Annotated in this window: 20 protein-coding genes, 1 tRNA gene and 1 pseudogene; 8 read left to right on the top strand and 14 right to left on the bottom strand. The window is 68.6% G+C overall.

The genetic code is table 11. The features are described from left to right. Nucleotides 1–9: 9 nt before the first annotated feature. Nucleotides 10–1,842 carry a 5'-nucleotidase C-terminal domain-containing protein gene (locus AB0N07_RS17320; protein ID WP_365835785.1) on the bottom strand — a complete coding sequence of 611 codons (1,833 nt, stop codon included), beginning with the start codon at nt 1,840–1,842 and terminating at the stop codon, nt 10–12. Between the two features lie 122 nt (nt 1,843–1,964). Here AB0N07_RS17320 and AB0N07_RS17325 point away from each other — a divergent pair, with 122 nt between their 5' ends. Further along, nucleotides 1,965–2,681, top strand: a complete 717-nt coding sequence (locus AB0N07_RS17325; protein WP_365835743.1) for an SIMPL domain-containing protein — start codon at nt 1,965–1,967, stop codon at nt 2,679–2,681. Between the two features lie 143 nt (nt 2,682–2,824). Then, nucleotides 2,825–4,261, top strand: coding sequence for a pyruvate kinase (gene pyk, locus AB0N07_RS17330; protein ID WP_365835745.1), 1,437 nt, complete (start codon nt 2,825–2,827; stop codon nt 4,259–4,261). A 10-nt stretch (nt 4,262–4,271) separates the two neighbouring features. Here the strand turns inward: pyk and AB0N07_RS17335 are convergent, their stop codons facing one another. Both AB0N07_RS17335 and AB0N07_RS17340 read right to left on the bottom strand, forming a co-directional pair. After that, nucleotides 4,272–5,051, bottom strand: coding sequence for a helix-turn-helix domain-containing protein (locus AB0N07_RS17335; RefSeq protein WP_365835747.1), 780 nt, complete (start codon nt 5,049–5,051; stop codon nt 4,272–4,274). Nucleotides 5,052–5,138: 87 nt separating this feature from the next. Next, nucleotides 5,139–5,221, bottom strand: a tRNA-Leu gene (locus AB0N07_RS17340). Nucleotides 5,222–5,320: 99 nt separating this feature from the next. Here AB0N07_RS17340 and AB0N07_RS17345 point away from each other — a divergent pair. Beyond that, on the top strand, nt 5,321–5,977 hold the full coding sequence (locus AB0N07_RS17345; protein ID WP_365835749.1) for a response regulator: 657 nt from the start codon (nt 5,321–5,323) through the stop codon (nt 5,975–5,977). A gap of 85 nt (nt 5,978–6,062) precedes the next feature. Here AB0N07_RS17345 and AB0N07_RS17350 read toward each other — a convergent pair whose 3' ends face one another. From AB0N07_RS17350 to AB0N07_RS17390, 9 genes are all read right to left on the bottom strand, one after another. Further along, nucleotides 6,063–6,779, bottom strand: a complete 717-nt coding sequence (locus AB0N07_RS17350; protein WP_365835751.1) for an ABC transporter ATP-binding protein — start codon at nt 6,777–6,779, stop codon at nt 6,063–6,065. Further along, nucleotides 6,776–7,672 carry an ABC transporter ATP-binding protein gene (locus AB0N07_RS17355; protein WP_365835753.1) on the bottom strand — a complete coding sequence of 299 codons (897 nt, stop codon included), beginning with the start codon at nt 7,670–7,672 and terminating at the stop codon, nt 6,776–6,778. The genes AB0N07_RS17350 and AB0N07_RS17355 overlap by 4 nt, the downstream gene beginning before the upstream one ends. A 6-nt stretch (nt 7,673–7,678) precedes the next feature. Then, nucleotides 7,679–9,505: a branched-chain amino acid ABC transporter permease gene (locus AB0N07_RS17360; protein ID WP_365835755.1), complete on the bottom strand. Its 1,827-nt coding sequence runs from the start codon at nt 9,503–9,505 to the stop codon at nt 7,679–7,681. Nucleotides 9,506–9,510: 5 nt separating this feature from the next. Next, nucleotides 9,511–10,443, bottom strand: coding sequence for a branched-chain amino acid ABC transporter permease (locus tag AB0N07_RS17365; RefSeq protein ID WP_365835757.1), 933 nt, complete (start codon nt 10,441–10,443; stop codon nt 9,511–9,513). A gap of 114 nt (nt 10,444–10,557) precedes the next feature. Next, on the bottom strand, nt 10,558–11,787 hold the full coding sequence (locus AB0N07_RS17370; RefSeq protein ID WP_365835759.1) for a branched-chain amino acid ABC transporter substrate-binding protein: 1,230 nt from the start codon (nt 11,785–11,787) through the stop codon (nt 10,558–10,560). A gap of 286 nt (nt 11,788–12,073) precedes the next feature. Then, nucleotides 12,074–12,679, bottom strand: a complete 606-nt coding sequence (locus AB0N07_RS17375; protein ID WP_365835787.1) for a Tat pathway signal sequence domain protein — start codon at nt 12,677–12,679, stop codon at nt 12,074–12,076. After that, nucleotides 12,676–12,933 carry a hypothetical protein gene (locus AB0N07_RS17380; RefSeq protein ID WP_365835761.1) on the bottom strand — a complete coding sequence of 86 codons (258 nt, stop codon included), beginning with the start codon at nt 12,931–12,933 and terminating at the stop codon, nt 12,676–12,678. The genes AB0N07_RS17375 and AB0N07_RS17380 overlap by 4 nt, the downstream gene beginning before the upstream one ends. Nucleotides 12,934–12,981: 48 nt before the next feature. Continuing rightward, on the bottom strand, nt 12,982–13,470 hold the full coding sequence (locus AB0N07_RS17385; protein ID WP_365835763.1) for a hotdog fold thioesterase: 489 nt from the start codon (nt 13,468–13,470) through the stop codon (nt 12,982–12,984). A gap of 52 nt (nt 13,471–13,522) precedes the next feature. Beyond that, nucleotides 13,523–15,802, bottom strand: coding sequence for an FdhF/YdeP family oxidoreductase (locus tag AB0N07_RS17390; RefSeq protein WP_365835765.1), 2,280 nt, complete (start codon nt 15,800–15,802; stop codon nt 13,523–13,525). 145 nt (nt 15,803–15,947) lie between these two features. On the opposite strand from AB0N07_RS17390, the gene polA reads away from it, so the two are divergent. Further along, the gene (polA, locus tag AB0N07_RS17395) at nt 15,948–18,671 is read left to right on the top strand and encodes a DNA polymerase I (RefSeq protein ID WP_365835767.1); all 2,724 of its coding nucleotides are present in this window, start codon (nt 15,948–15,950) and stop codon (nt 18,669–18,671) included. A 336-nt stretch (nt 18,672–19,007) separates the two neighbouring features. After that, nucleotides 19,008–19,367 (top strand): hypothetical protein, encoded by a 360-nt coding sequence (locus AB0N07_RS17400; protein WP_365835769.1) that lies wholly within the window; start codon nt 19,008–19,010, stop codon nt 19,365–19,367. Here AB0N07_RS17400 and AB0N07_RS17405 read toward each other — a convergent pair. Continuing rightward, entirely contained in the window at nt 19,333–20,190 is an 858-nt protein-coding gene (locus tag AB0N07_RS17405) for a DUF4184 family protein (protein WP_365835771.1), read from the bottom strand. The genes AB0N07_RS17400 and AB0N07_RS17405 overlap by 35 nt on opposite strands. A 343-nt stretch (nt 20,191–20,533) precedes the next feature. Here AB0N07_RS17405 and AB0N07_RS17410 point away from each other — a divergent pair, with 343 nt between their 5' ends. The 3 genes from AB0N07_RS17410 (at nt 20,534) to AB0N07_RS17420 (ending at nt 23,572) form a co-directional block, all read left to right on the top strand. Then, nucleotides 20,534–22,249, top strand: a complete 1,716-nt coding sequence (locus tag AB0N07_RS17410; RefSeq protein ID WP_365835773.1) for a lytic transglycosylase domain-containing protein — start codon at nt 20,534–20,536, stop codon at nt 22,247–22,249. A gap of 174 nt (nt 22,250–22,423) precedes the next feature. After that, nucleotides 22,424–22,558, top strand: coding sequence for an SPW_0924 family protein (locus tag AB0N07_RS17415; RefSeq protein ID WP_365835775.1), 135 nt, complete (start codon nt 22,424–22,426; stop codon nt 22,556–22,558). Between the two features lie 21 nt (nt 22,559–22,579). Continuing rightward, nucleotides 22,580–23,572, top strand: a complete 993-nt coding sequence (locus AB0N07_RS17420) for a DUF3068 domain-containing protein (protein ID WP_365835777.1) — start codon at nt 22,580–22,582, stop codon at nt 23,570–23,572. On the opposite strand, the pseudogene AB0N07_RS17425 reads toward AB0N07_RS17420, so the two are convergent. After that, nucleotides 23,562–24,530 (bottom strand): annotated as a pseudogene (locus AB0N07_RS17425) (ATP-dependent helicase C-terminal domain-containing protein); the annotation flags it as partial. The gene AB0N07_RS17420 and the pseudogene AB0N07_RS17425 overlap by 11 nt on opposite strands. Between the last annotated feature and the right edge of the window lie 374 nt (nt 24,531–24,904).

Genomic DNA, 24,904 nt, shown 5'->3' on the forward strand with positions numbered 1-24,904 from the left:
AATGACGCTCTAGAAAACCGGCGCACCGCCCCGCGTCAGCCGCCAACCCACCGACGCGAAGTCCTTCGGATCCAGCACACCCTTCGCCGTCACCCACTCCGCGATCCGCGTCCGGATCTCCGTCGACTCCGACCACACCTCCTGCGCGGACGCCACATGCGGGAACGCACCACCACCGTTGGCCCGGTAGTTGTTCACCGCGAACACGAACCTCTGAGCGTCGTCCAGCGCGGCACCGTTATAGGTCACATTCCTGACCCGCGACCCCGCCGCCTGGGCGATGTCGATCTCGTACGACAGCCCCGACACATAGTCGTAGTTGTAATCCGGGCGGTTGTTCGCGTTCGTCAGCCTCTCCACGTCCACCACCTCGTCCGGCGCCGTCTGCACGAAATACTCCGCCGAGTACTCCAGATACGCCTTGAGCTGCGCACCCGTCAGCAACTTCGCAACCAGCGTGTTGTCGTACACATACAGGCTCGACAGATCCCGGATCGTCACCTCGCCGACCGGGATCTCCGAGGTACGGGAGAGCGGCGAAGCCTGCGCCAGCACCGGCAACGACGCATACTCGGTGCCCGCCAACGCCGCCCTCACCACATCCTCCTGGACCTTGGTGATCAGATCGATGATCGGCGCATCCTTGTACCGTGCCTCGACCGTCGTCAACGTCTCCGTCGCCGTACCCACCACCTGGTTGACGTACTCGACGACCTTCACGTGCTCGTCCGACAACAACCTGGTGATCTTCGGATCGTCGGCCACGATGTTGGAATTGAGCACCCTCGACGAGACGGACTCCACACTCCAGCGGCCCTTCGCGAAGACCAGCTCGATGTCGAACAGCGACAACCGCTCCGCATACGCCAACGGCTCCGACAACACCACCGTCTTCCCGGTCCTGGCATTGGTGACCTTCAACTCCGGGATCTCCACGTGCGCATGACCCACCAGAACCGCATCGATGTCCGGCACCTGCTGCGCCACCAACGCGGCCGAATTCTCGACATACGGCAGCTGGTCGCCGTACGACGACGTCCCCGAGGAACCGGAGTGCGCCGAGACGACCACCACATCCGCACCCATCGACTTCAGCCTCGGCACCCACTTCGCCGCCTGCTCCTCCAGACCCGGAAACTCCAACCTGCCCTGCACATACGCCTTGTCCCAGATCGCAATACCGGGATTCGTGAGACCCAGAACCGCCACCCTCACCGACGGCAGCCCCGGCACCCGGAACTTCTTGATGACATACGGCCGAAAAGCCGGCCGCTGCGTCTTCGCATCCAGCGCATTTGCACCCAGCAGCGGGAAATTCAACTGCTCCTCGAACTTCCGCAACGTCTCGATACCGTAGTTGAACTCGTGATTGCCCAGCGCCGCCGCGTCATACCCGATCGCATTCATCGCCTGCGCCATCGGATGCACCGGACCACCCTCCGCGGTGATCGGATCCACCTTCGCGTAGTAGTACGTCAGAGGGGTGCCCTGGATCGTGTCACCCGCGTCCAGCAGCAGCGTGTTGCAGCGCCCCTTTTCCGCGCGCACCTGGTTCACCAGCGTCGAAATACGCGCCAGACCCTGGGCATTGCCCGCCTTGTCGGAGTACTCCGCGTTCTTGAAGTAGTCCCAGTTGAAGACGTGGCCGTGCAGATCGGTCGTGCCCATCACGGTCAGCGAATACCGCTTCGCGGGCCCCTTCGCCGTCGTGCCCTCCGCGGCCTGAGCCGACGGAGCCGCAACGGCACCCGCCACCACCACCCCCGCTCCGGTCGCAGCGGACTTCTGCAGGAACTTCCGACGGTTCAAGGGCGTGTCTAGATCTCCTATGGGAAGGGTCAACAACGCGCGTAGATTCTGACCTGCGCATGACCGACCGCAACAGGTCCAGCAGGTTGCGATTGAATGACCGAAGCGGTCAACCACACGGCCCCAGCAGGCCAAGAGATGACAGAGTGGGGCGTATGACCACCCCCTCGCCGGACAACCCCCACCCCGCCGTCCCCTACGGCACCCCCGACGCCCCCCGCATCGCCGTACGCGGCGAAGCCCACCTCGAAGTCGACCCCGAAATCGCCCGCATCGGCATCACCGTCGCCTCCCGCGGCAAAGACCGCCGCACCGCCCTCGACGACCTCACCCGCCGCAACACCACCGCCCTCGACCTCATCAAGACATACGGCGACGCAGTCGAACGACTGGAGACCGGCTCCTTCTCCATCACCCCCGAACTCAAAGAACACGGCCGCGGCGAACGCATCCACGCCTACCACGGCCGCGTCCACATCACCGCCGAGCTGACGGACTTCACCGCCCTCGGCGAACTCACCACCCGCCTCGCCGACCTCGAACTCGCCCGAGTCGACGGCCCCTGGTGGGCGCTGCGCCCCGACTCACCCGCCCACCGCCAAGCCCGCCAACAGGCAGTGAAAGAAGCAGTCCAGCGAGCCAGGGAGTACGCCGAGGCCCTCGGAACCTCACTCGCAGCCCTCGTAGAACTCGCTGACATCGGCGCCGAAAACGCCCAGCCCTACCCACCCGCCCCCGGAGCCCGCATGCGCTCCATGGCCTACGGCGCAGCCGCCGAAGACGCCGCCGCACCCCTCGACCTCGAACCCCAACGCCAACACATCCACGCCGCCGTCAACGCACGATTCACCATGACCCCACCCCAGCTCTAGAACCCAGGTGCGGAGCCGTTCGAATGCTCATCGGAGCATGCATCTGCACAATTCAATACTTGTCAACAACCCTTCATCCAAAGGTTGTTGAGTAGTCACGCACGCCAAATTCTCTACCCGCTGGTAAGGCCTACGCTCAAACCATGCGCCGAGCAAAGATCGTCTGCACACTGGGGCCCGCCACCGACTCCTACGACCAGATCAAAGCCCTGGTCGAAGCCGGAATGGACGTCGCCCGATTCAACCTCAGCCACGGCACCCACGCCGAACACGAGGAGCGCTACCAGCGCGTGCGAAAGGCCGCCGACGAAACCGGCCGCAGCGTCGGACTCCTCGCCGACCTTCAAGGCCCGAAGATCCGCCTCGGCCACTTCACCGAAGGCCCCGTACTCCTCGAACGCGGCGACACCTTCACCATCACGGTGGAGGAGGGTGTCCAAGGCGATGGCCACACCTGCGGCACCACGTACCCCGGCCTCGCCCACGACGTCACCCCCGGCGAACGCATCCTCGTCGACGACGGCAAAGTCTCCCTCGAAGTCACCGACGTCGAAGGCCCGCGCGTCCACACGAAGGTCATCGAAGGCGGCATGGTCTCCGACCACAAAGGCTTGAACCTGCCGGGCGTCGCGGTCTCCGTCCCCGCCCTCTCGCCCAAGGACGAGGACGACCTCCGCTGGGCCCTGCGGACGGGCTTCGACGTCATCGCCCTGTCCTTCGTCCGCAGCGGCCGCGACATCGAGGACGTCCACCGGATCATGGACGAAGAGGCACGCCGACTGCCCGTCATCGCCAAGGTGGAGAAGCCGCAGGCGGTGGAGGCGATCGACGACATCGTGGCGGCCTTCGACGGCATCATGGTCGCGCGTGGGGATCTGGGCGTGGAGATGCCCCTGGAACAGGTCCCGATCGTCCAGAAACGCGCCATCAAACTGGCGAAGCGCAACGCCAAGCCGGTCATCGTGGCGACGCAGATGCTCGACTCCATGATCGACAACTCCCGCCCGACTCGCGCGGAGGCGAGCGATGTCGCGAACGCCGTCATCGACGGCACGGACGCCGTGATGCTGTCCGGGGAGACGAGCGTCGGCAAATACCCCATCGAGACGGTTCAGACGATGGCCAAGATCGTCGAAGCGGCGGAGGAGGACATCCTCGCGAAGGGCCTCCCACCTCTGACGGAACGCAACAAGCCCCGCACGCAGGGCGGAGCGGTCGCCCGCGCGGCGGCGGAAATGGGCGACTTCCTGGGCGCGAAGTTCCTGGTCGCCTTCACCCAGTCGGGCGACACAGCCCGCCGGCTTTCGCGTTATCGATCACCCATTCCGCTGCTGGCATTCACTCCGGAGCCGGCGACGCGGTCGCAGTTGAGTCTGACGTGGGGGGCGGAGACGTTCCTCGGGCCGCATGTGGGCTCGACGGATGCCATGGTCGAGCAGGTCGATGAACTGCTGCTCAGGTACGGCCGCTGCGGGAAGGGGGACGTCGTCGTGATTACGGCAGGGTCGCCTCCAGGGGTGTCGGGGTCGACGAACATGGTGAGGGTGCATCACATTGGGGAGGATGACAGTCCCAAGTAGGGGGCTGGGGTCAGTATTTGGGGCCTACGTGGGCGTCGAGCAGGGTGACGGAGGCCTTCTTGGCTACGGAGATGTTGTACGGGTTTCCGTTGCGGGTGCAGTGGGTCCACTCGATGCCAAGCTTGTCGAGGGCGCCGGTATAGAGGCGGCGGATGTCGTCGGAGACGTTGGTGAAGAAGTACCGCGGATATTCGTAGCGCTTGCGCTCTCCGGCGACAATGCGGGTCGTCCAGTTGGTGAGCCGACAGCCGTCGGAGTGGATGAGGCCGCGGATGAATTCCCAAGGGTGGGCGTCGATGATTTCCTGTTGCCAGGGTTCGAGAGCGATGCGGCGCTCGTGCTTCTTGCCGGGGCCGTGCTGAGGGAACATGCACGTCCAGTGCTTCGTGTATGACTTCACCTCGACGCACCCCGGCTTATGGCGTTGGCTGACGTGAGTGAGTGGCATCACTCTGAGCATGGCGTTCTCAGCGGCGGCGATTAGGCCTGTCTGAGTCGTCTTGCAGAAGATCGACAGGTGGTGCTGCTTCGGCTTCGAGATGATGTGGCCGTCGCCGAGGTAGAGGCCCAGCAGGTACGAGTAGGCGACCACGTCAAACTCGCGCCCTGTGCATTGAGGGCAGTCCGTCGGCTGCTCATACGCCTCGCCGCGCGCTCTGCGGTCTTCGCTGCGCCACCAGCCGATGGTTCCGCGTGGAATGTTGAGGCGCTCCGCGACGATGCGGTTGGGGAGGCCTTGGCGCATGAGTGCGACGGCTTGCGCGCGAATCGAAGGGCTGTGCTGTTCCATATGGCCACTGTGCGTTACTGAATGTGACGGCGTGTAGCGAAAAGCGGATGTTCACGAGAACGTGGACATCCGCTTCCTGATCGCAAGTGCCGGGTGCGGGACTCGAACCCGCAAGCCCTCTCGGGCAGATGTGTTTGAGACATCCGTGTATGCCATTCCACCAACCCGGCAAGACTGGCTGATCGGAAGCATACCGGGTCACCGCACGCAGCCGCAGCTAGGTAGGCTGCTCGCAGCAGCACCTGCCCGGCCCGTAACAAGGAGCCCCCGTGACCGCCCCCGAGTCGCCCCAGCCCGTAGACGCGCCCGACGACGACAAGTCGCACGTGCCTCCGCTGACGACCCGTGTCGTCATCGCCGAGGACGAGGCCCTGATCCGCCTCGACCTCAAAGAGATGCTGGAGGAAGAGGGCTACAGCGTCGTCGGCGAGGCCGGTGACGGCGAGCAGGCCGTCGAGCTCGCCCGTGAGCACCGGCCGGACCTCGTGATCCTGGACGTGAAGATGCCCAAGCTGGACGGCATCTCGGCGGCCGAGAAGATCGCCGAGGAGCGCATCGCGCCCGTGCTGATGCTTACGGCCTTCTCGCAGCGCGACCTCGTGGAGCGGGCTCGCGACGCCGGTGCGATGGCGTACCTCGTGAAGCCGTTCAGCAAGAGTGATGTCGTTCCGGCCATTGAGATGGCTGTCTCGCGCTTCACGGAGCTGAAGGAGCTGGAGAAGGAGGTCGCCGACCTCACGCTCCGCCTGGAGACCCGCAAGCTCGTCGACCGGGCGAAGTCGATTCTCCAGACGGAGTACGGGCTGACGGAGCCGGCCGCGTTCCGGTGGATTCAGAAGACGTCGATGGACCGTCGGATGTCGATGCAGCAGGTTGCGGAGGCGGTCATTCAGGACGCGGACGAGAAGAAGGCCGCGAAGGGCTGACACCCGGCGCCCGCACACAGACCGAGGCCCGCGTCCCTGGGGAACCAGGGGCGCGGGCCTCGTCGTACAGCCGAGAGACCGGACGTCAGTCCTCGCCGAGGTACGCCTTGCGTACGGATTCGTCGTGCAGCAGGTCTTCGCCGGTGCCGGAGAGGACGATGTTGCCGACTTCCATGACGTGGCCGTGGTCGGCGAGTGAGAGTGCTGCCTGGGCGTTCTGCTCGACCAGGAGGATGGTCGTGCCCTGGGCCTTGAGTTCCACGATTGTCGCCATGATCTTCTGCATCATGATGGGGGAGAGGCCCATGGACGGTTCGTCGAGCATCAGCAGCTTGGGCTGGGACATGAGGGCGCGGCCCATCGCCAGCATCTGCTGCTCGCCGCCGGAGAGGGTGCCGGCGGCCTGCTTGCGGCGCTCTCCCAGGATCGGGAAGAGGTCGTAGGCCCGCTGGATGTCCTTTTCGATGCCTGCCTTGTCGCTGCGGAGGAACGCGCCGAGGCGGAGGTTGTCCTCGATTGTCATGCGGGGGAAGATGTGCCGGCCCTCGGGGGAGTGTGCGAGGCCGAGGGAGACGATCTGGTGGGCGGGGATCTTCTTGAGTGACTTGCCGTCGAACTTGATCTGGCCGCCGACCGGCTTGAGCAGGCCGGAGAGTGTGCGCAGGGTGGTTGTCTTGCCGGCGCCGTTGGTGCCGATGAGGGTGACGACCTCGCCTGCCTCGACCTTGAAGGAGATGCCTTTGACGGCTTCGATCTTGCCGTAGGCGACGCGGAGGTCCTCGACCTCCAGGAGTGCGGTCATCGGTCGTTCTCCTTGCCGGGCGCGTCGGCCTGGTTCTCTGCGGCTTCGACCTCGGCGACTTCTGCGTCGCCGGGGGCGTTGTCGAAGGGTTCTCCGAGGTAGGCGGCGATGACGCGCTCGTCGCCCTGGACGGTCGCGCTGTCGCCCTCGACGAGTTTCTCGCCCTGCACGAGTACGGCGACGCGGTCGCAGAGGTTGAAGATGAACCGCATGTCGTGCTCGATGACGAGGACGGCGATGCCCATGTCGCGGATGGCGAAGACCAGTTCTTCGGTGGCCCGCGTCTCCTGCGGGTTCATGCCGGCCGTCGGTTCGTCGAGCAGGAGCAGGCCGGGCTCGCTGGCCAGGGCGCGCGCGATCTCCAGCTTGCGCTGCTCGCCGTAGGGCAGATTACGCGAGAGGTGATCGGCCTTGTGCTGGAGGCCGATGAACTCAAGGAGTTCCATGGCCCGTTCGCGGGAGGCCTTCTCCGCGCGGTGGAAGCCGGGTCCGCGCAGGACGGCGGACCAGAAGCCTTCTTTGGTACGGGTGTGGCGGCCGACGAGGACGTTTTCCAGGACGGTCATGTTGCCGAACAGGCGGATGTTCTGGAAGGTGCGGGCGATGCCTGCGGCGGTGACCTTGAAGGACTTCGGCGGCAGGACGTTGCCCTTGAAGCGGACTTCGCCCTCGGTGGGGATGTAGAGGCCGGTGAGGCAGTTGAAGAAGGTTGTCTTGCCGGCGCCGTTGGGGCCGATGAGGCCGACGATCTCGCCGCTGTTGACGGTCAGGTCGACATTGCGTACGGCGGTGAGGCCGCCGAAGCGCATGGTGACGCCGCGGGCGTCGAGGACTGTTTCGCCGGGGGTGATGGCGCCGGGGGTGCTGCCCTGGGTGGTGGTGTCGGTGGTCATGTGTGGTCAGGCCCCTGTCGTGCTCAGGACGGTGGGCGCTTCGGCCTCTTCGTGGAACTCCAGCTGGCGGCGCCGGTTGGCGACGAGGCCTTCGGGGCGGAAGCGCATCAGCAGGATGAGCGCGACACCGAACGCGAAGAGCTGGTAGTTGCCGAGGAACTGGAGCTTGTTGGGGATGAGGTAGAGCAGGGAGGCGCCGATCAGGGGGCCGCCGATGGTGCCCATGCCGCCGAGGACGACCGCGGCGAGAAGGAAGGCGGAGTTGGGCGGGATGGGGCCGGCGAACTGGTACTGCTCGGGGGTGACCGTGTAGGTCACGTGCGCCTGCACGGTACCGGCGAGGCCGGCCAGGGAGGCGCCGACGGCGAAGGCGATGAGCTTGACCTTGAAGCCGTTGATGCCCATGGCCAGGGCGGCGGTCTCGTCCTCGCGTATGGCGACCCAGGCGCGGCCGATACGAGAGTCGCCGCTGCGTCGGAAGACGAGTACGACGACGGCCGTGATGATCAGCATCAGCAGGAAGTAGTTGGCGAACCGGCCGATGGTGAAGCCGAAGATGTCGTGTGTGGCGCCGAGGTCCCAGCCGAGGATCTTCAGGTCCGGGATCGAGGAGATTCCGTTGGAGCCGTTGGTGAGGCTGGGGCCGGAGGTGCCGTCGAGGTTGTTGGCGGTGATGCGGAAGATCTCTCCGAAGCCCAGTGTCACGATGGCCAGGTAGTCGCCGCGCAGTCGCAGGGTGGGGGCGCCGATGACGACGCCGAAGACGAGCGAGGCCAAGGCTCCGACGAGGACGGCTGCCCAGAACGGGAAGTGCACGTTGAAGGGCGAGCTGGGGGAGCCGGAGACCAGGGCGGCGGCGTAGGCGCCGACGCCCAGGAAGGCGACGTAGCCGAGGTCGAGGAGGCCGGCGAGGCCGACGACGATGTTCAGACCGAGGGCGACGGTGGCGAAGATCAGGATGTAGACCCCGATGGTCGCGTACTGGTCGTCGGTCTGGGTGAAGGGGAAGAGGGCCGCCGCGATGAAGGCGCCGAAGACGGTGATGGTCTGGTGCCGGGTGGTGATCTGGGTGGCTTGGGCGACGAGGCCGGACTTGTTGAGGGCGGCGAAGCCGAAGCCGGCTGTGAGGAGGAAGCCGATGAAGAGTTCGTCGTACTCGGTGCCGATGCCGTAGGTGAAGACGACCAGGCTGAGGGCGAGGACGCCGGCGATGATCAGGACCTCGACGTAGGCGGGGAGTTTGCCGACGGGGCGGGGGGAGCCTGCGGCGAAGGCGGCCTTGATGGTGTCCCGCGTGTGGGCGGCCTTGTTCTTGAACTGCTCCAAGGAGCTGTCGTCAGGGTCGATCGGGTCGGGCTCGGGGTGCTGGAAGGGCAGTGCCAGGGCGCCGATGAGTGCGGCGAGGGTGGCGATGGCGACGAGGAAGCCGCCCGGGTCGAGGTTGACGAGGCCGCCGAGTTCGTCGCTGATCGCGATGACCGTGTACCAGGCGGTGGCGAAGGAGGCGAGGGCGGCGAAGCGGAGGGCGGCGTCGCCGCCGGCGGGTACGAGGTGGCGCAGTCCCTTGACTCCGTAGCCGGCGAGGCCGAAGAGGGTGGTGAGGGCGCCGCCGATGAGAACGAGGACCTGCAGTCCGCCCGGGTAGCCGTAGACGGTGAGGTCGCCGGGGAATCTGGCGGTCCAGGTCCATGACATGAACGTGGATATGACGGTGAGTATGCCGCCGCCGGTGGCGAGGGCGCGGCCGATGGGCGTCGGGATGCCGATGAGGCCGGCCTGGGCGGGCGTGGCGGGGGTGCCGGGGGTTTCGGGTGCGGTGGTCTGTGTGGTCATCGGTGTCACGCCCTGTCCGCGACGCGCTCGCCGAGCAGGCCCTGGGGCCTGAAGAGGAGCACGAGGATGAGGAGTACGAAGGCCCAGACGTCGGCCCAGGACTGGCTGCCGAACTTTTCCATGCCGGGGATGTTGGAGATGTATGCGGAGGCGAGGGTTTCGGCGACACCGAGGACGACGCCGCCGATCATGGCTCCGTAGATGTTGCCGATGCCGCCGAGGACGGCTGCGGTGAAGGCCTTGAGGCCGAGGATGAAGCCCATGCGGAAGTCGACTTGGCCGTACTTGAGGCCGTAGGCGACGCCTCCGACGGCGGCGAAGGTGGCGCCGAGGGCGAAGGCGACCACGATGATGCGGTCGGTGTTGATGCCCATGAGTTTGGCGGTGTCGGGGTCCTGGGCGGTGGCCTGCATGCCGCGGCCGGTGCGGGTCTTCATGACGAAGTAGGCGAGGACGGCCATGCTGATGGGGGCGGCGATGAGCAGGAAGATGTCGCCGGTCTGGATGGTGACGTCGCCGATGTGGAAGGGGCCGCCGTTGATCTGGGGGAAGTTGATCGAGGACTTGGCGTTGGGGTACCAGGCCCAGACTGCCTGCTGGAGGGCGAGGGAGAGGCCGATGGCGGTGATGAGGGGCGCGAGGCGGGGGGCGGTGCGCAGTGGGCGGTAGGCGAACCGTTCCGCTCCGACGGCGACCGTGACGGAGACGATGATGGCGCCGATGAGCATCAGCGGCAGGGCGACCAGCATGGATGTGCCGTCCGGCAGGACGTACAGGTAGACCGTCAAAGCGCCGAAGGCTCCGGTCATGAAGATCTCACCGTGGGCGAAGTTGATGAGCTGGACGATGCCATAGACCATCGTGTAGCCGATGGCGACCAGCCCGTACATGGATCCCAGTAGCAGGCCGTTGACCAGCTGCTGCGGCAGTTCGTTCACCGCATGTCCTCCGAGACTATTCGGATGTTTTCGACGGATGGGGCCGGATGCGAGAACGCGCGGGGCGCCTGTGGAACAGCGCCCCGCGCGGCTCGTGAGTGGTGCGGGTGAGGGTCAGCCGGTGTAGGTACCGGACTTGACGGCCGCCCAGGCACCGTTCTTGACGGCGTAGACGGTGAGCTGCTTGTTGGTGGCGTCACCGAACTCGTCGAAGGAGACCTTGCCGCTCACTCCGTCGAAGGAGACGTTCTGCATGGCTGCGGTGATCTTGGCGCGGGCGTCGGAGGGCAGCTTGCCGCCGTTGTCGGCGACGACCTTCTTCACGGCCTGGACGATGGCCATGGCGGAGTCGTAGGAGTAGCCGCCGTAGGCGCCGTACGCTTCCGAGTAGCCGCCCGCCTTGTAGTCCTCGACGAACTTCTTGGCGGAGGGGAGGGTGTCGACCGGCGCGCCGACGGAGGTGGCGAGGTCGCCGTTGCTCCCGGGCCCGGCGAGCTTGATGTAGGTCGGGTCGTAGTTGCCGTCGCCGCCGACCACCGGGATGTTGGCGCCGGCCGCCTTGATCTGCTTGCTGAGCGGGCCGCCGTTCGGGTACTCGCCGCCGAAGTAGACGACGTCGGCGCCGGAGTTCTTGACCTGGGTGGCGACCGAGGAATAGTCCTTGGTGTCGGGGTTGATGTGCTGGGTGCCGACGATCTTTCCGCCGAGCTTCTTGAACTCGTCGCTGAACGTGGCGGCGAGGCCGACGCCGTAGGTGCCCTTGTTGTCGATGACGAAGACCTTCGTCTTCTTGCTGGTGTTGTAGACGTACTGCGCTGCGAAGGGGCCCTGGATGGCGTCCGTGGTCGCGGTGCGGAAGTACGACTTGAAGGGGCGGACCTTCTTCGTCTGCCAGTTGGTGCCCTGGGTCAGGGTGGGGTTGGTGTTGGCCGGGGAGACCTCGACCAGCTTGGCGTCGTCGAAGACCTTCTGCATGGCCTGGGCGACGGCGGAGTTCAGCGGGCCGACCACGCCGAGGACGCTCTTGTCGGCGACCAGGGCGGTGGCGTTCTGCTGTCCGGCAGAGGCCTGCTTCTGGTCGTCCTTGGCCACCATCTTGAAGGTGATGCCGTCGACCAGTTTTTCCTTGTTGGCCGTCTTGACGGCCAGGTCCACGGAGTTCTTGATGCCCAGGCCCAGAGCGGACAGGTCTCCGGTCAGCGGGGCGTCGACCCCGATGGTGACGGTGGTGCCGCCGCTGCTGGAGCCCCCCTTGTCGCTGCTGTCGCGCGAGCCGCAGGCGGTGAGGGTGAGTGCTCCCGCTGCCAGCGCGGCGGTTATGGCGATGAGCGAACGTTGACGCACGGTCAGTCCTTTCCCTGGACGGCACTCCCTCCTGGAAGTGGCCGAGTCGTGGCGCCGGGTCGAAGTGGGACTTCGGCGGCACGGTGACTGGCCGTGACTCTAAGCGGGTTGAGGAAGTCTGGAGGAGGGTCTGGGTGAGGCTGTGACTGTCTTGTTATGACATCGCGTAATGCAGAGCGGTGCTCGGTGGGTGGAACAGCGGAATTCCAGCCGATTCGTCCTGTCCACATTCTGAGAACCTGCAGGACTCACCGGGTGCTGTCAGGTGCTTCAAGCATTTTGGTAATTACGTGGAGCTGTGGTTGCAGATGCCTTGCAGGGCGGTTGTGAGGTGCTGTGCGTAACGCTGCCCCAGGATGAAACTGTGGACCTCTATTGCGCGCGTATTACGCAGAGTTACGTCCAGGAAAGGGAGTCCGGCCCTTTCCGGTGCTTTCCGGCATTGCGTGACGTGCATGGTGATCACGAGCCTGCGGCTTCTTCCCGCCTGCGTCCGGAACGGCGTGGGGGGCTGCGTGGTCAGGGACAGGCCGGCGTAGGGCTGGGTGATGTCTCCGACGGTGACCGGCGGGCCCGACAGCACGCCCAGGTCCACCGCGAAGCTGAAGCTGTCGGGCTGTGCCGGCTTCGGTGCGGTCACGGGGTCGATGTAGGTGATGTCCACGACCTGGGACGGGTACGGCGGGGCGGGGGCCGGTGGCTTGTGCGGTCGGGTGAGATAGAGGTAGGAGCCTGCCGCGAGCAGGACGGCGGCCATGACGGCGCTGAGGGTGGCACGCCGGTGCCGGTCGTACCACTGCGGGAGGCGGCGGGGCGGGGCGGTGTTCTGCGTCTCCGGGGCGTCCCATGCGCGGGTGCTCTCGCCCGGTTCGACGGGGCCGACGCCGCTCACTGCCACGCCCTGCTGCTCGGACTGCCGGTGTGGTACCGGTCCCGGAAGCCCTCGGGTGCCCGACGTCCGATCAACTCCTCGGTGGCTCCGGCGCGTTGGCGTTTCTTGCCCATCGTCGCATAGCCCCCGTGGACGCCGCTGTCCAGCACCTCGCGCGACCGGTGAGAGACGACCCGGGCGCGCAGTCCGCCCGTCATCACTACCGGCACGCAGCCCGGCGCCGCCCCCGCCCGGAGGACTTCTCCCGTTCTCATGACATGACGCTATGGCCTGATCGGCGGGTCGGGCCAGAGGCGGGACGGTCAGCCGGCGGCGCTCACATGCGCCCCGTCGCCGGGCCGCACGTCGCGCAGCAGGCAGGTCAGGCGTGCGCTGCACACGCGTCGGCCGTCCTCGTCGCTGATCACGATCTCGTACGTGGCGGTGGAGCGGCCGCGGTGCAGGGGTGTGGCGACGCCGGTGACCAGGCCGGAGCGTACGCCGCGGTGGTGGGTGCAGTTCAGGTCGACGCCGACCGCGATCTTGGAGCTGCCGCCGTGGAGCATGGAACCGACGGAGCCGAGGGTCTCGGCGAGGACGGCGGAGGCGCCGCCGTGCAGCAGGCCGTAGGGCTGGGTGTTGCCCTCGACGGGCATGGTGCCCACGACGCGGTCCGCGGAGGCCTCGACGATCTCCACGCCCATGCGGGTGCCGAGGTGTCCGGCGGAGAAGAGAGCCGGGAGGTCGACGCCGAGTGCGGCGTACTCGTCGACGACCTCCTGCGGGAACTTCACGTACTGCTGCTCGCCCATGGGCCCGGCTCCGTTCGTCCTGATCACTCGTCCAGCCTGTCTGAGCAAACGCTCAGTCGGTTGCCGATTGTTCCAGACGTACGACGACGGACTTGCTGGCCGGGGTGTTACTGGTGTCCGCGGTGGAGTCCAGCGGTACCAGGACGTTGGTCTCGGGGTAGTAGGCGGCGGCGCAGCCGCGTGCCGTCGGGTAGTGCACGACGCGGAAGCCGGGCGCCCTGCGCTCGACGCCGTCCTTCCACTCGCCGACCAGGTCGACGTACGAGCCGTCGGCGACGCCGAGCGTGCGTGCGTCCTCGGGGTTGACCAGGACGACGCGGCGGCCGTTCTTGATGCCGCGGTAGCGGTCGTCGAGGCCGTAGATGGTGGTGTTGTACTGGTCGTGCGAGCGCAGCGTCTGCAGCAGCAGACGGCCTTCGGGCAGCTTCGGGTACTCCACGGGCGCCGCCGTGAAGTTCGCCTTGCCTGTCGCCGTCGGGAAGCGGCGTTCGTCGCGCGGGGCGTGGGGGAGGGTGAAGCCGCCGGGGCGGGCCACGCGCGCGTTGAAGTCCTCGAAGCCGGGGACCACGCGCGCGATGCGGTCGCGGATGGTGGCGTAGTCCTTCTCGAACTCCTCCCAGGGCACCGCGTTGTCCTCGCCGAGCACACGGCGGGCCAGGCGGCAGACGATCGCAGGCTCCGACAGCAGATGGGTGCTCGCGGGCTCCAGGCGGCCGCGGGAGGCGTGCACCATGCCCATGGAGTCCTCGACGGTCACGAACTGCTCGCCGCTGCCCTGCAGGTCGCGCTCGGTGCGGCCGAGAGTGGGCAGGATCAGGGCACGCGCGCCCGTGACCACGTGCGAGCGGTTGAGCTTGGTCGACACGTGCACGGTGAGGCGGGCGCGCCGCATGGCCGCCTCGGTGACCTCGGTGTCGGGGGAGGCGGACACGAAGTTGCCGCCCATCGCGAAGAACACCTTCGCTCGGCCGTCGCGCAGGGCGCGGATCGCCTGGACGACGTCGTAGCCGTGCTCGCGCGGCGGTGCGAAGCCGAACTCCCTCTCCAGGGCGTCAAGGAAGGCGGGGGCGGGGCGCTCGAAGATGCCCATCGTCCGGTCGCCCTGCACGTTCGAGTGGCCGCGCACCGGGCACACGCCCGCACCTGGGCGGCCGATGTTGCCGCGCAGCAGAAGGAAGTTGACGACCTCGCGGATGGTCGGCACGGAGTGCTTGTGCTGGGTCAGGCCCATCGCCCAGCACACGATGGTGCGCTTGGAGGCGAGGACCATCTTCAGGGCGGCGTCGATCTCCGCGCGCGTGAGGCCGGTCGCGGTCAGGGTCTCGTCCCAGTCGGCGGCCTTGGCGGCTGCGGCGAACTCCTCGTAGCCGTGGGTGTGTTCGCGTACGAACTCCTCGTCGACCGCGCCCTCGCTCTCCAGGATGAGCCTGTTCAGGAGGCGGAAGAGGGCCTGGTCGCCGCCGATGCGGATCTGCAGGAACAGGTCGTTGAGGGCTGCGCCCTTGAGCATGCCCTGCGGGGTCTGCGGGTTCTTGAACCGCTCCAGGCCGGCCTCGGGCAGCGGGTTCACGCTGATGATCTTCGCGCCGCCGGCCTTGGCCTTCTCCAGGGCGGAGAGCATGCGCGGGTGGTTGGTGCCCGGGTTCTGGCCGGCGACGATGATCAGGTCGGCCTTGTAGAGGTCCTCCAGCAGGACGCTGCCCTTGCCGATGCCGATCGTCTCGCTCAGGGCCGAACCGGACGACTCGTGGCACATGTTGGAGCAGTCGGGCAGGTTGTTCGTGCCGAGCCGGCGGGCGAACAGCTGGTAGAGGAAGGCCGCCTCGTTGCTGGTGCGCCCCGAGGTGTAGAAGAGCGCCTCGTCGGGGGAGGCGAGGGCGGCGAGCTCCTCGGCGACGATGTCGAAGGCGCGCTCCCAGCTCACCGGCTCGTAGTGGGTGCCCCCTTCCGGCAGATACATGGGGTGGGTGAGCCGGCCCTGCTGCCCCAGCCAGTAGCCGCTGCGGGAGGCGAGGTCGGCGACGGAGTGCGCGGTGAAGAACTCCGGGGTGACCCGGCGCAGGGTGGCCTCCTCGGCGACCGCCTTCGCGCCGTTCTCACAGAACTCCGCCGCATGCCGGTGGTCCGGCTCCGGCCAGGCGCAGCCCGGGCAGTCGAAGCCGTCCTTCTGGTTGACGCGCAGCAGCGTCAGCGCAGTCCGCTTCACACCCATCTGCTGCTGGGCGATGCGCAGGGTGTGCCCGATGGCCGGCAGTCCCGCCGCTGCGTGCTTGGGCCCGGCGACCTGCGGCGCGTCCTGGACCGGATCACCCTTGGGCGGCTTCGTCGCCATCGCGCACTCTCCTTCACAGACACCTGCGAGCTACCACTTCGATCCTCGCACGCGCCGCTGACAGCGAGGGTGCCAGGGCGGGCGGGGCGTGGGCGTCAGGCGTGCGGGGGTCTGAGTGTCAGTGGGGCGTGGCAGGATCGGGGACGTGGCAGAGACAGCATCGAAGAAGACCGAGACGACCTCCGGCGGCAAGCGGCCCCGCCTCATGCTCATGGACGGGCACTCGCTGGCCTACCGTGCGTTCTTCGCGCTGCCCGCGGAGAACTTCACGACCGCGACCGGACAGCCGACGAACGCGATCTACGGCTTCGCGTCGATGCTGGCCAACACCCTGCGCGACGAGGAGCCCACCCACTTCGCGGTGGCCTTCGACGTCTCCCGCAAGACCTGGCGCTCCGAGGAGTTCACGGAGTACAAGGCGAACCGCTCCAAGACCCCCGACGAGTTCAAGGGCCAGGTCGAGCTGATCGGCGAGCTCCTGGACGCGATGCACGCGTCACGGTTCGCGGTCGACGGCTTCGAGGCGGACGACGTCATCGCCACCCTCGCCACCCAGGCGGAGGCCGAGGGCTTCGAGGTGCTGATCGTCACCGGCGACCGCGACTCCTTCCAGCTGGTCAGCGAGCACACGACGGTGCTGTATCCGACCAAGGGTGTCTCCGAGCTGACCCGGTTCACCCCGGAGAAGGTCTTCGAGAAGTACGGGCTGACGCCCGCGCAGTACCCCGACTTCGCGGCGCTGCGCGGCGACCCGTCCGACAACCTGCCGGGCATCCCCGGTGTCGGCGAGAAGACCGCCGCGAAGTGGATCAACCAGTTCGGTTCGTTCACGGAGCTCGTCGAGCGCGTCGAGGAGGTCAAGGGCAAGGCCGGGCAGAACCTGCGCGAGCACCTGGAGGCCGTCAAGCTCAACCGCCGCCTGACCGAGATGGTGCGCACGGTCGAGCTGCCCAAGACGGTCGCCGACCTGGAGCGCGCCCCGTACGACCGCACGGCCGTCGCGATGGTCCTGGACACCCTGGAGATCCGGAACCCCTCGCTGCGTGAGCGGCTGCTCGCCGTCGACCCGGGCGGCGAGCAGGCCGAGGCGGCGCCCGCGGCGCCCGGGGTGGAGCTGGACGGCACGGTGCTGGGCACGGGCGAGCTGGCCGGCTGGCTCACCGAACACGGCACCGGGACGCTCGGCATCGCCACGGTCGACACCTGGGCGCTGGGCACCGGCTCGGTCGCCGAGGTCGCGCTCGCCACCGCCGAGGGGCCGGCCGCCTGGTTCGACCCGTCCCAGCTGGACGAGGCCGACGAGAACGCGTGGGCGACCTGGCTGGCCGCAGAGGACCACCCCAAGGTCCTGCACAACGCCAAGGGCGCCATGCGCGTCCTCGCCGAGCACGGCTGGTCCGTCGCCGGAGTCTCGATGGACACCGCCCTGGCCGCCTACCTCGTCAAGCCGGGCCGCCGCTCCTTCGACCTGGACGCGCTGTCCCTGGAGTACCTGGGCCGCGAGCTGGCCCCCGCCGCCGCGGCCGACGGCCAGCTCGCCTTCGGCGCCGACGACGGTGCGGAGGCCGAGGCGCTCATGGTGCAGGCCCGCGCGATCCTCGACCTCGGCGAGGCATTCCGGGGCCGCCTGAAGGAGGTCGGCGCCGCGGACCTGCTGCGCGACATGGAACTGCCCACCTCGATCCTGCTCGCCCGCATGGAGCGGCACGGCATCGCCGCCGACCGGGCCCACCTGGAGGCCATGGAGCAGATGTTCGCGGGTGCCGTGCAGCAGGCGGTGAAGGAGGCGCACGCGGCGGCGGGCCACGAGTTCAACCTGGGCTCGCCCAAGCAGCTCCAGGAGGTCCTCTTCGGTGAGCTGGGCCTGCCCAAGACGAAGAAGACCAAGACCGGCTACACCACGGACGCCGACGCCCTGGCCTGGCTCGCCACCCAGACGGACAACGAACTGCCGGTGGTCATGCTCCGCCACCGCGAGCAGGCGAAGCTGCGTGTCACCGTCGAGGGCCTGATCAAGACGATCGCCGCCGACGGCCGCATCCACACCACCTTCAACCAGACGGTCGCCGCGACCGGCCGCCTGTCGTCCACGGACCCCAACCTGCAGAACATCCCCGTCCGTACCGACGAGGGCCGCGCCATCCGCCGCGGCTTCGTCGTCGGCGAGGGCTTCGAGTCGCTGATGACCGCCGACTACAGCCAGATCGAACTGCGCGTGATGGCCCACCTCTCCGAGGACGAGGGCCTGATCGAGGCGTTCACCTCCGGCGAGGACCTGCACAACACGGTTGCGGCGCAGGTCTTCTCGGTCGACCGGGAGCACGTCGACGCGGAGATGCGCCGCAAGATCAAGGCCATGTCGTACGGACTGGCATACGGTCTGTCGGCCTTCGGCCTGTCCCAGCAGCTGAACATCGACGCGGGCGAGGCGCGGATCCTGATGGACACGTACTTCGAGCGGTTCGGCGGCGTGCGGGACTATCTGCGCCGGGCCGTCGACGAGGCGCGGGCCACGGGCTACACGGCGACCCTCTTCGGCCGCCGCCGCTATCTGCCCGACCTCAACAGCGACAACCGCCAGCGCCGCGAGGCGGCCGAGCGCATGGCCCTGAACGCGCCGATCCAGGGCACCGCCGCGGACATCGTCAAGATCGCCATGCTGAAGGTGGACGACGCGCTGCGGGCGGCGGACCTCACCTCTCGCATGCTCCTGCAGGTCCACGACGAAATCGTCCTGGAGATCGCCCCCGGCGAGCGCGCCGCAGCGGAGGAGATCGTCCGCCGTGAGATGGCCGACGCCGTTCATCTGAGAGTGCCGCTCGGTGTCTCGGTGGGGGTGGGATCGGACTGGGAGTCGGCTGCGCATTAGCCTCCGGCGGTGGGCGGGCGGTTCGGTGCTGCCTGGCCGGGCGGCGAGCGGGCCCTCCGGCCGGGGGCGAGTCCTCCGCGCAGGGGCTTGTCGAGTGTCTGCGGGCTCGTCGTGGCTGGTCGCGCAGTTCCCCGCGCCCCCTCAGGGGCGCGGTGGCTGGTCGCGCCCGCGCGGCGGAGCCGCATTTGGACACAGCCCCGCGCCCCTTTGGGGCGCGGCCGAACCCGGCGCGCACGGGCGAGTTCCCGCCGCACCCGTCACGCCTCGCAGGGAACCGTCACTCAGGTGGCCCCCGCGAAAAGGCCCCCACCGCCCTCGTACCGTAAGGATGCGGGCATGGGTATACGCATGCTCAACCGCCGTCCGGCGAGAGCGCAGGCGAGTGCCGAGGCGGCTCCCGTCGTGCCACCTGCACCGGTGCCGGCCTTCGCCGCTCGTGCAAGCACCGCCCGCATCCCCACCGACCTCGCCGTCGTCCTGCGCCGCACGGCGGCGGACCTCCGGCGCCGGCTGCCCCGGCCCGGTCCGGGGTCCGCAGAGCCGCCCGCCTGGCGGCTGTGGGCGGGCCTGGGCCGCAGTTACGTCACCGGGCTGCTCGTCCGTGTCCGCCGCAGCCGCCACGCCCGTACCGTCAGGGTGTTCATCGTGACCGCGGGTACCCTCACCGACCGGCCGGACGGCCCTGCTCCACGCTGACCCGCTCCGGCTTTCCGGCAGACGGCACCGGCCGCCACACCCGCACCCCCACCACGTACAGCAGCAGCCCGAGCAGCAGTCCCGCGCCCGCACCGAAGCACACGGCCGGAATCAGCTCCCAGGGCCCCGCCACCGCGCCCCAGTACGCCCACCACCGCACCGCCCGCTCCACGGCCCAGACCCCCGCACACCCGCAGAGCACCACACAGGCCCACCACCGGTCCCGCAGCGACAACACGGGCACCGCATGCGAAACCGGGTGCGCCGGCGCCCTCCGCAGCGCCCGCGTCACCCACACCCCTATCACCACCGCGCCCACCACCGAACCCCCGTACTGCAGATACGAGTACAAGGGAGATCCCCACAGCACCCGGCCCAGCACCGGAAACAGCCGTACGCCCCACCGGTCGTGATGCGTGAAGGCGTCCCACACCACGTGGGTCAGGGCGCCGAACGCCGCGGACGCATACCACCACGCGGCCAGGGACGGCCGTAGGTGCGTGCGTGCCGCCCCGCAGCGCAGCAGGGCGGCCGGCCGCGGCTGCCAGGGCGGCGGCAGCAGCGCCACCAGCGGCTCCCGCACCAGCAGCCACAGCCCGACCAGCGCCCAGGCCACCAGCACGTCGACCGTGAAGACGCCGGGAAAGGAGTGCGTGACCGTGCCGAACTCCATCGCACCGGGCACCGCACTTGCCGCGTAATAGGTCATGTCGGGCGCGAACGAACCGGCCACGAGAACGGCCGGAATCAGCCGTCCTCGGCCGGTTCCGTCGCTGCGTACGGCGGGCAGGACGGCGGCCGCATGGCTCAGGGTGAACGGCAACTGGGCTCCTCACGCGGGACATTGCCCGAGCGGACGGCCCGGGTGATCGCTCCGGTCCAGTATGGGTGCCGCGATTCCGCGCCGTTCGCACATGGCCAACTGGTGAATATCGGGCGCGAACGGGTCCCCGCGGAAAGGAAGTTGTCGTAGGGTCGCCTGGGTCACCGTGCCGGGCGGCGCGGTCGAACAGGTGAACGCAGCGACTCGACGGGAATGCGACAGAAACAAGAGGGCGATACGAGGGCAACCCGCACGCCGGGTCGATCGTCAGAACAGGGCGGGCGCACTGTGCGCCGGGCAGACGAAGACGGGCGCTGACGCGTCCACGGGAGGGGTTCACTCTATGGCGGCGCAATTCGGCATGAGGCTGCGCAAAGGTGCTGCAACCACAGCCGTGGCAGCGGCCGCGGTCGCTGCCCTGTCCGCGTCCCAGGCTCCGGGCGTCACAGTCGACGACCACGGCAGACAGACCGCCTCCAAGGCCCAGCCCGCACCCGATGCGACCGCAGGCGACGGCGCCGCGACCGGCAACTCGCCGTACTACACCGCTCTTCCGCCGCTCAACAGCCCGAACCCCTCACCCACCCCCGGCGCCACCGGCAGTCCCGGGTCGACGGGCGCGGCCGAGGCGGGGGTCCCCGCGACCGTGCTCGACGCCTACAAGAAGGCCGAGGCCGAGCTGCGCGACTCCAAGCCCGGCTGCAACCTGCCCTGGCAACTGCTCGCCGCGATCGGCCAGGTGGAGTCGGGCCAGGCCCGCGGCGGCCGGGTCAACGCCGACGGCACCACGATCACCCCGATCCTCGGCCCGCAGCTCGACGGCAACGGCTTCGCGCTGATCAAGGACACCGACGGCGGCAGGTACGACGGCAACAGCAGCTACGACCAGGCCGTCGGCCCCATGCAGTTCATCCCGTCGACCTGGGCGTGGGCGGGCCGTGACGGCAACGGCGACGGGGTCAAGGACCCCAACAACGTCTACGACGCCGCCCTGGCCGCCGGCCACTACCTGTGCCGCAACGGCTGGGACCTGTCGGTGTCGGCCGACCTCAACCAGGCGATCCTCAGCTACAACAACTCGCAGGACTACCTGCACACCGTCCTGTCGTGGCTGGAGTACTACCGCAAGGGCACCCACGAGATCCCGGACGGCAGCGGCAGCGTCCCTTCGGGCCGCAGCGACGACCACCAGAAGGCCAACCCCAAGCCGTCGCCCACGCCGCCCGCGAAGCCGACGCCGCCGAGCAGCGGCTCCCCGAGCCCCAGTGCACCGCCGTCGAACACGCCGGGCACGCCGGGCAGCCCCTCGCCCACCCCGACCCCGACTCCCACCGACACCGTGGACCACCTGGCGGACGCGGGCACCGCGAAGCTCACCGCGATGGCCGGCGACGCGTTCACGAAGAAGATCAGCACCAAGGCCGTGACCAAGACCGGCAAGCCGGTCGGCAAGGTCAGGGTCCGCTTCACCGTCGTCGGCGACACCGACACCACCTTCACCGGCGGCGAAGCCGTCGCCACGGTCGTCACCAACAGCTCCGGCGTGGCCGTCGCCCCCACCCTGCAGGCGGGCGAGAAGACCGGTGAGTTCACCGTCCGCGCCACCGTCGTGGGCCGTGCGGTCACCGGCCTCGACTACACCGCCACCGTCACGGAGCGCGTCGCCGACAGCGTCGTGCGCACCAGCGACACCGCGCTGACCTGCGCGCCGGGCGGCGAGTTCGCCGACCAGGCCGAGGTGAAGGCCACCTACAAGGGCGCCGTCGCCGACAAGGTCGCGGTCACCGCAACGCTGATCAAGTCGGTGCTCGACCCGACCGAGAACGACAAGGGCCCCTACTTCAAGGACGCCGACGGCAAGACCGTACGCACCCTGACCGGCCTCACGACGGACGCCAAGGGCCTGCTGACGCTGCCGAAGCTGTACGCCGACGACAACACCGGCAACTTCGTCCTGCGCATCACCACCGCGGGCGGTGCGACCCTCGACATCCAGCTGACGGTCGCGGCGCCCGACTCCTCGACGAGCCCCAGCCCGTCACCCAGCCCCTCCGCGTAATTCCCCGTATCGTCCCTGCGACGGCGGCGGCGCTCCTCGACCACAGGGCGCCGCCGCCGTCGTTGTGTGTGCAACGTGTTCTCATCTCGCTCGCCCGTTGCTACGGTGCCGGACCTGACGATGTATCAGTTCTCGTCGGTGTTCCCGTCAGTTCCCGTCCCCGGGGAGGCAGGCATGCGCGCCCTGATCGCCGCCGCGACCGGTCTCGCCGTCGCCCTCGCGCTGGTCTTCACGATCACGGCCATGGGAACTCCCACGGGCAGGACGTCCCCGAAACCGCTGCTGACGACGGTGCCCGCACACCCGTAACCGCCCGGGAGGGAGGCCGAGATGCGCCGCAAGGCCAGTCTGGTCCTGCTCGCCTTCGCCGTGTTCTTCGCGGCGCTGTCCCCGCTGCTGCGCTGGTACGCCTTCCCGCGCCTGGCCAAGATCCCGGCCGACCAGTACCAGGACATGGTCCTCGAGGCGAAGAACGCGACCCTCCTCGACTACGGCACGATGAAGGCCCGCACGGTTCCCGAGGTCACCATCGTGCAGACCCTCAAGGGCAATGTGGAGGCCGCGAAGAAGATCGAGAAGACGGCCGGGCGGGACGTCGTCGTCTGGGACGGCCTCTCCTATGTCCAGGGCCCCGACGGCAAGATGGTCTCCCGTATCCCCGAGCGCTACATCTTCGACGCCCACAGCCAGGCCCCGGTCCACGCCACCGGTGAGATGGTCGACGGCGACCCGGTGAAGCGGACCGGCATCGAGTTCAAGTGGCCCTTCCTGACCCAGAAACGGGACTACGAGTACTTCGACGCCCAGACCCGCACCACCAACCCCATCCACTACAAGGGCACCCAGGACTTCCGCGGCCTGGAGGTCTACTACTTCGAGCAGACCATCCCCTGGACCAAGGTCAAGTTCCCCAGGACCATGCCCGTCCAGGGCATCACCCCCGAGTCGGTCGCCAGGACCGGCACCACCCGCTGGTACACCACGGTCCGCAAGTTCTGGGTCGAGCCCGTCACCGGTGCCCCCGTGTACGGCGAGGAGATCCACAAGGAGGAACTCCGTGGCGGCACGCTCCTGGGCGGCCGGGACAAGGTCACGGCCTTCGCCGGGCACGTCAAGATGCGCGAGGACTACATCAGGCACACGGTCGCCCTGGTCAAGTCCAACCGCACCCTGGTCCTGCTGATGACGTCCTATCTGCCCTGGGGCTTCCTGACCCTCGGCGTCCTGCTGCTCGCCCTGTCGCTGTGGCTGGAGGCCCGCAGCCGCCGCCCCGGCGACCCGGAACCGGCCGAGTCCACCGCGCCGCAACCGGTCACCGCCTGAGCCGCGCATTGGTGTGCCGGGTCGGCTCCGCGCCGGCGGGATCCTCCGGCCACGGATGCTTCGGATACCGGCCGCGCAGCTCCGCCCGTACGCCCTTGTAGCCGTCCCTCCAGAAGGAGGCGAGGTCGGCCGTGACGGCGGCCGGACGGCCGGCGGGGGAGAGCAGATGCACCAGCAGCGGCACCCCCGCGACGGCGGGTGACTCGTGCAGCCCGAACATCTCCTGCAGCTTCACGGCGAGCACCGGCTGTTCCGGGTTGCCGTAGTCGATCCGGATCCTGGACCCACTGGGGACGGCGATCCGCTCCGGGGCGAGCTCGTCGAGCCGCCCAGCCTCCCCCGAGACCCACGGCAGCAGACGGGTGAGCGCCTGGCCCGCGTCGATCCGCGCGAGGTCGGCCCGCCGCCGGGCCCGGCCCAGCTCGGGCTCCAGCCACTCGTCCACGCGCGCGTGCAGCGCATCATCGGACACGTCGGGCCACGGCTCCCCGAGGTGCAGCCGCACAAACGCCAGCCGCTGCCGCAGCACGAGAGCGTCGGGCGACCACCTGAGCAGCCCGAACCCTTCCTGCCGCAGCCCTTCGAGGAGCGCCGTGCGTACGAGTACGGGGTCGGAGTCCGCCAGGGGCCGCACCGTCAGCTCGATCGCCCCCAGCCGCTCCACCCGCCGTGCCACGACGTCCCCGTCGGCCCAGTGGACCTCCTGGCCCTCGGAGTACAGCGAGGCCGCCGCCGACCGGGCCAGGCCCTCGTCCACCGCGGCGGCGAGCTGCACGCGCGCGTGCCCCTTGCCCACAGGACGATCCGCGACGGCCACCGCGATCCAGTCGGCGCCACGCAGAGGACTGCCGTCGCGGAGTTCGGCGCGTGTCCCGGAGGCCATGAGAAAGGAGCCACCATCGGCCTTGGCGACCCGCTCGGGAAACGCAAGGGCCGCCACGAGCCCGACGAGACGGTCGCCACCCCCACCTGCCCATCCGTCCGCGCCGGGCGCAGCCTGGCCGGACCGGGGAGACACGGCGCCCGCGCCGCTGCCCGCCCTCCCGGGCGAGGCGTCGACGCCTCCCGGCCCTGGAACGGGCCCTGCGGTTGACGGCCGTACGGACTCGTTCGCGGCGGTCTGCTGTGCCTCGTCGGGTCGAGAGGGTGCGGCGGTCGCTTTGTTTTCGGTCGTCGGGGGTGGGGCATCGGTGTTTCCCGGCTGCGAAATGGGCCCGGTGGCCGATGGCTGCGCGGGCTCGTTCGCGGCGGTCTGCTGTGCCTCGTCGGGTCGAGAGGGTGCGGCGGTCGCTTTGTTTTCGGTCGTCGGGGGTGGGGCATCGGTGTTTCCCG

Origin of the sequence: Streptomyces sp. NPDC051172, from assembly GCF_040682555.1 — a bacterium.
Taxonomy (GTDB): Bacteria; Actinomycetota; Actinomycetes; order Streptomycetales; family Streptomycetaceae; genus Streptomyces.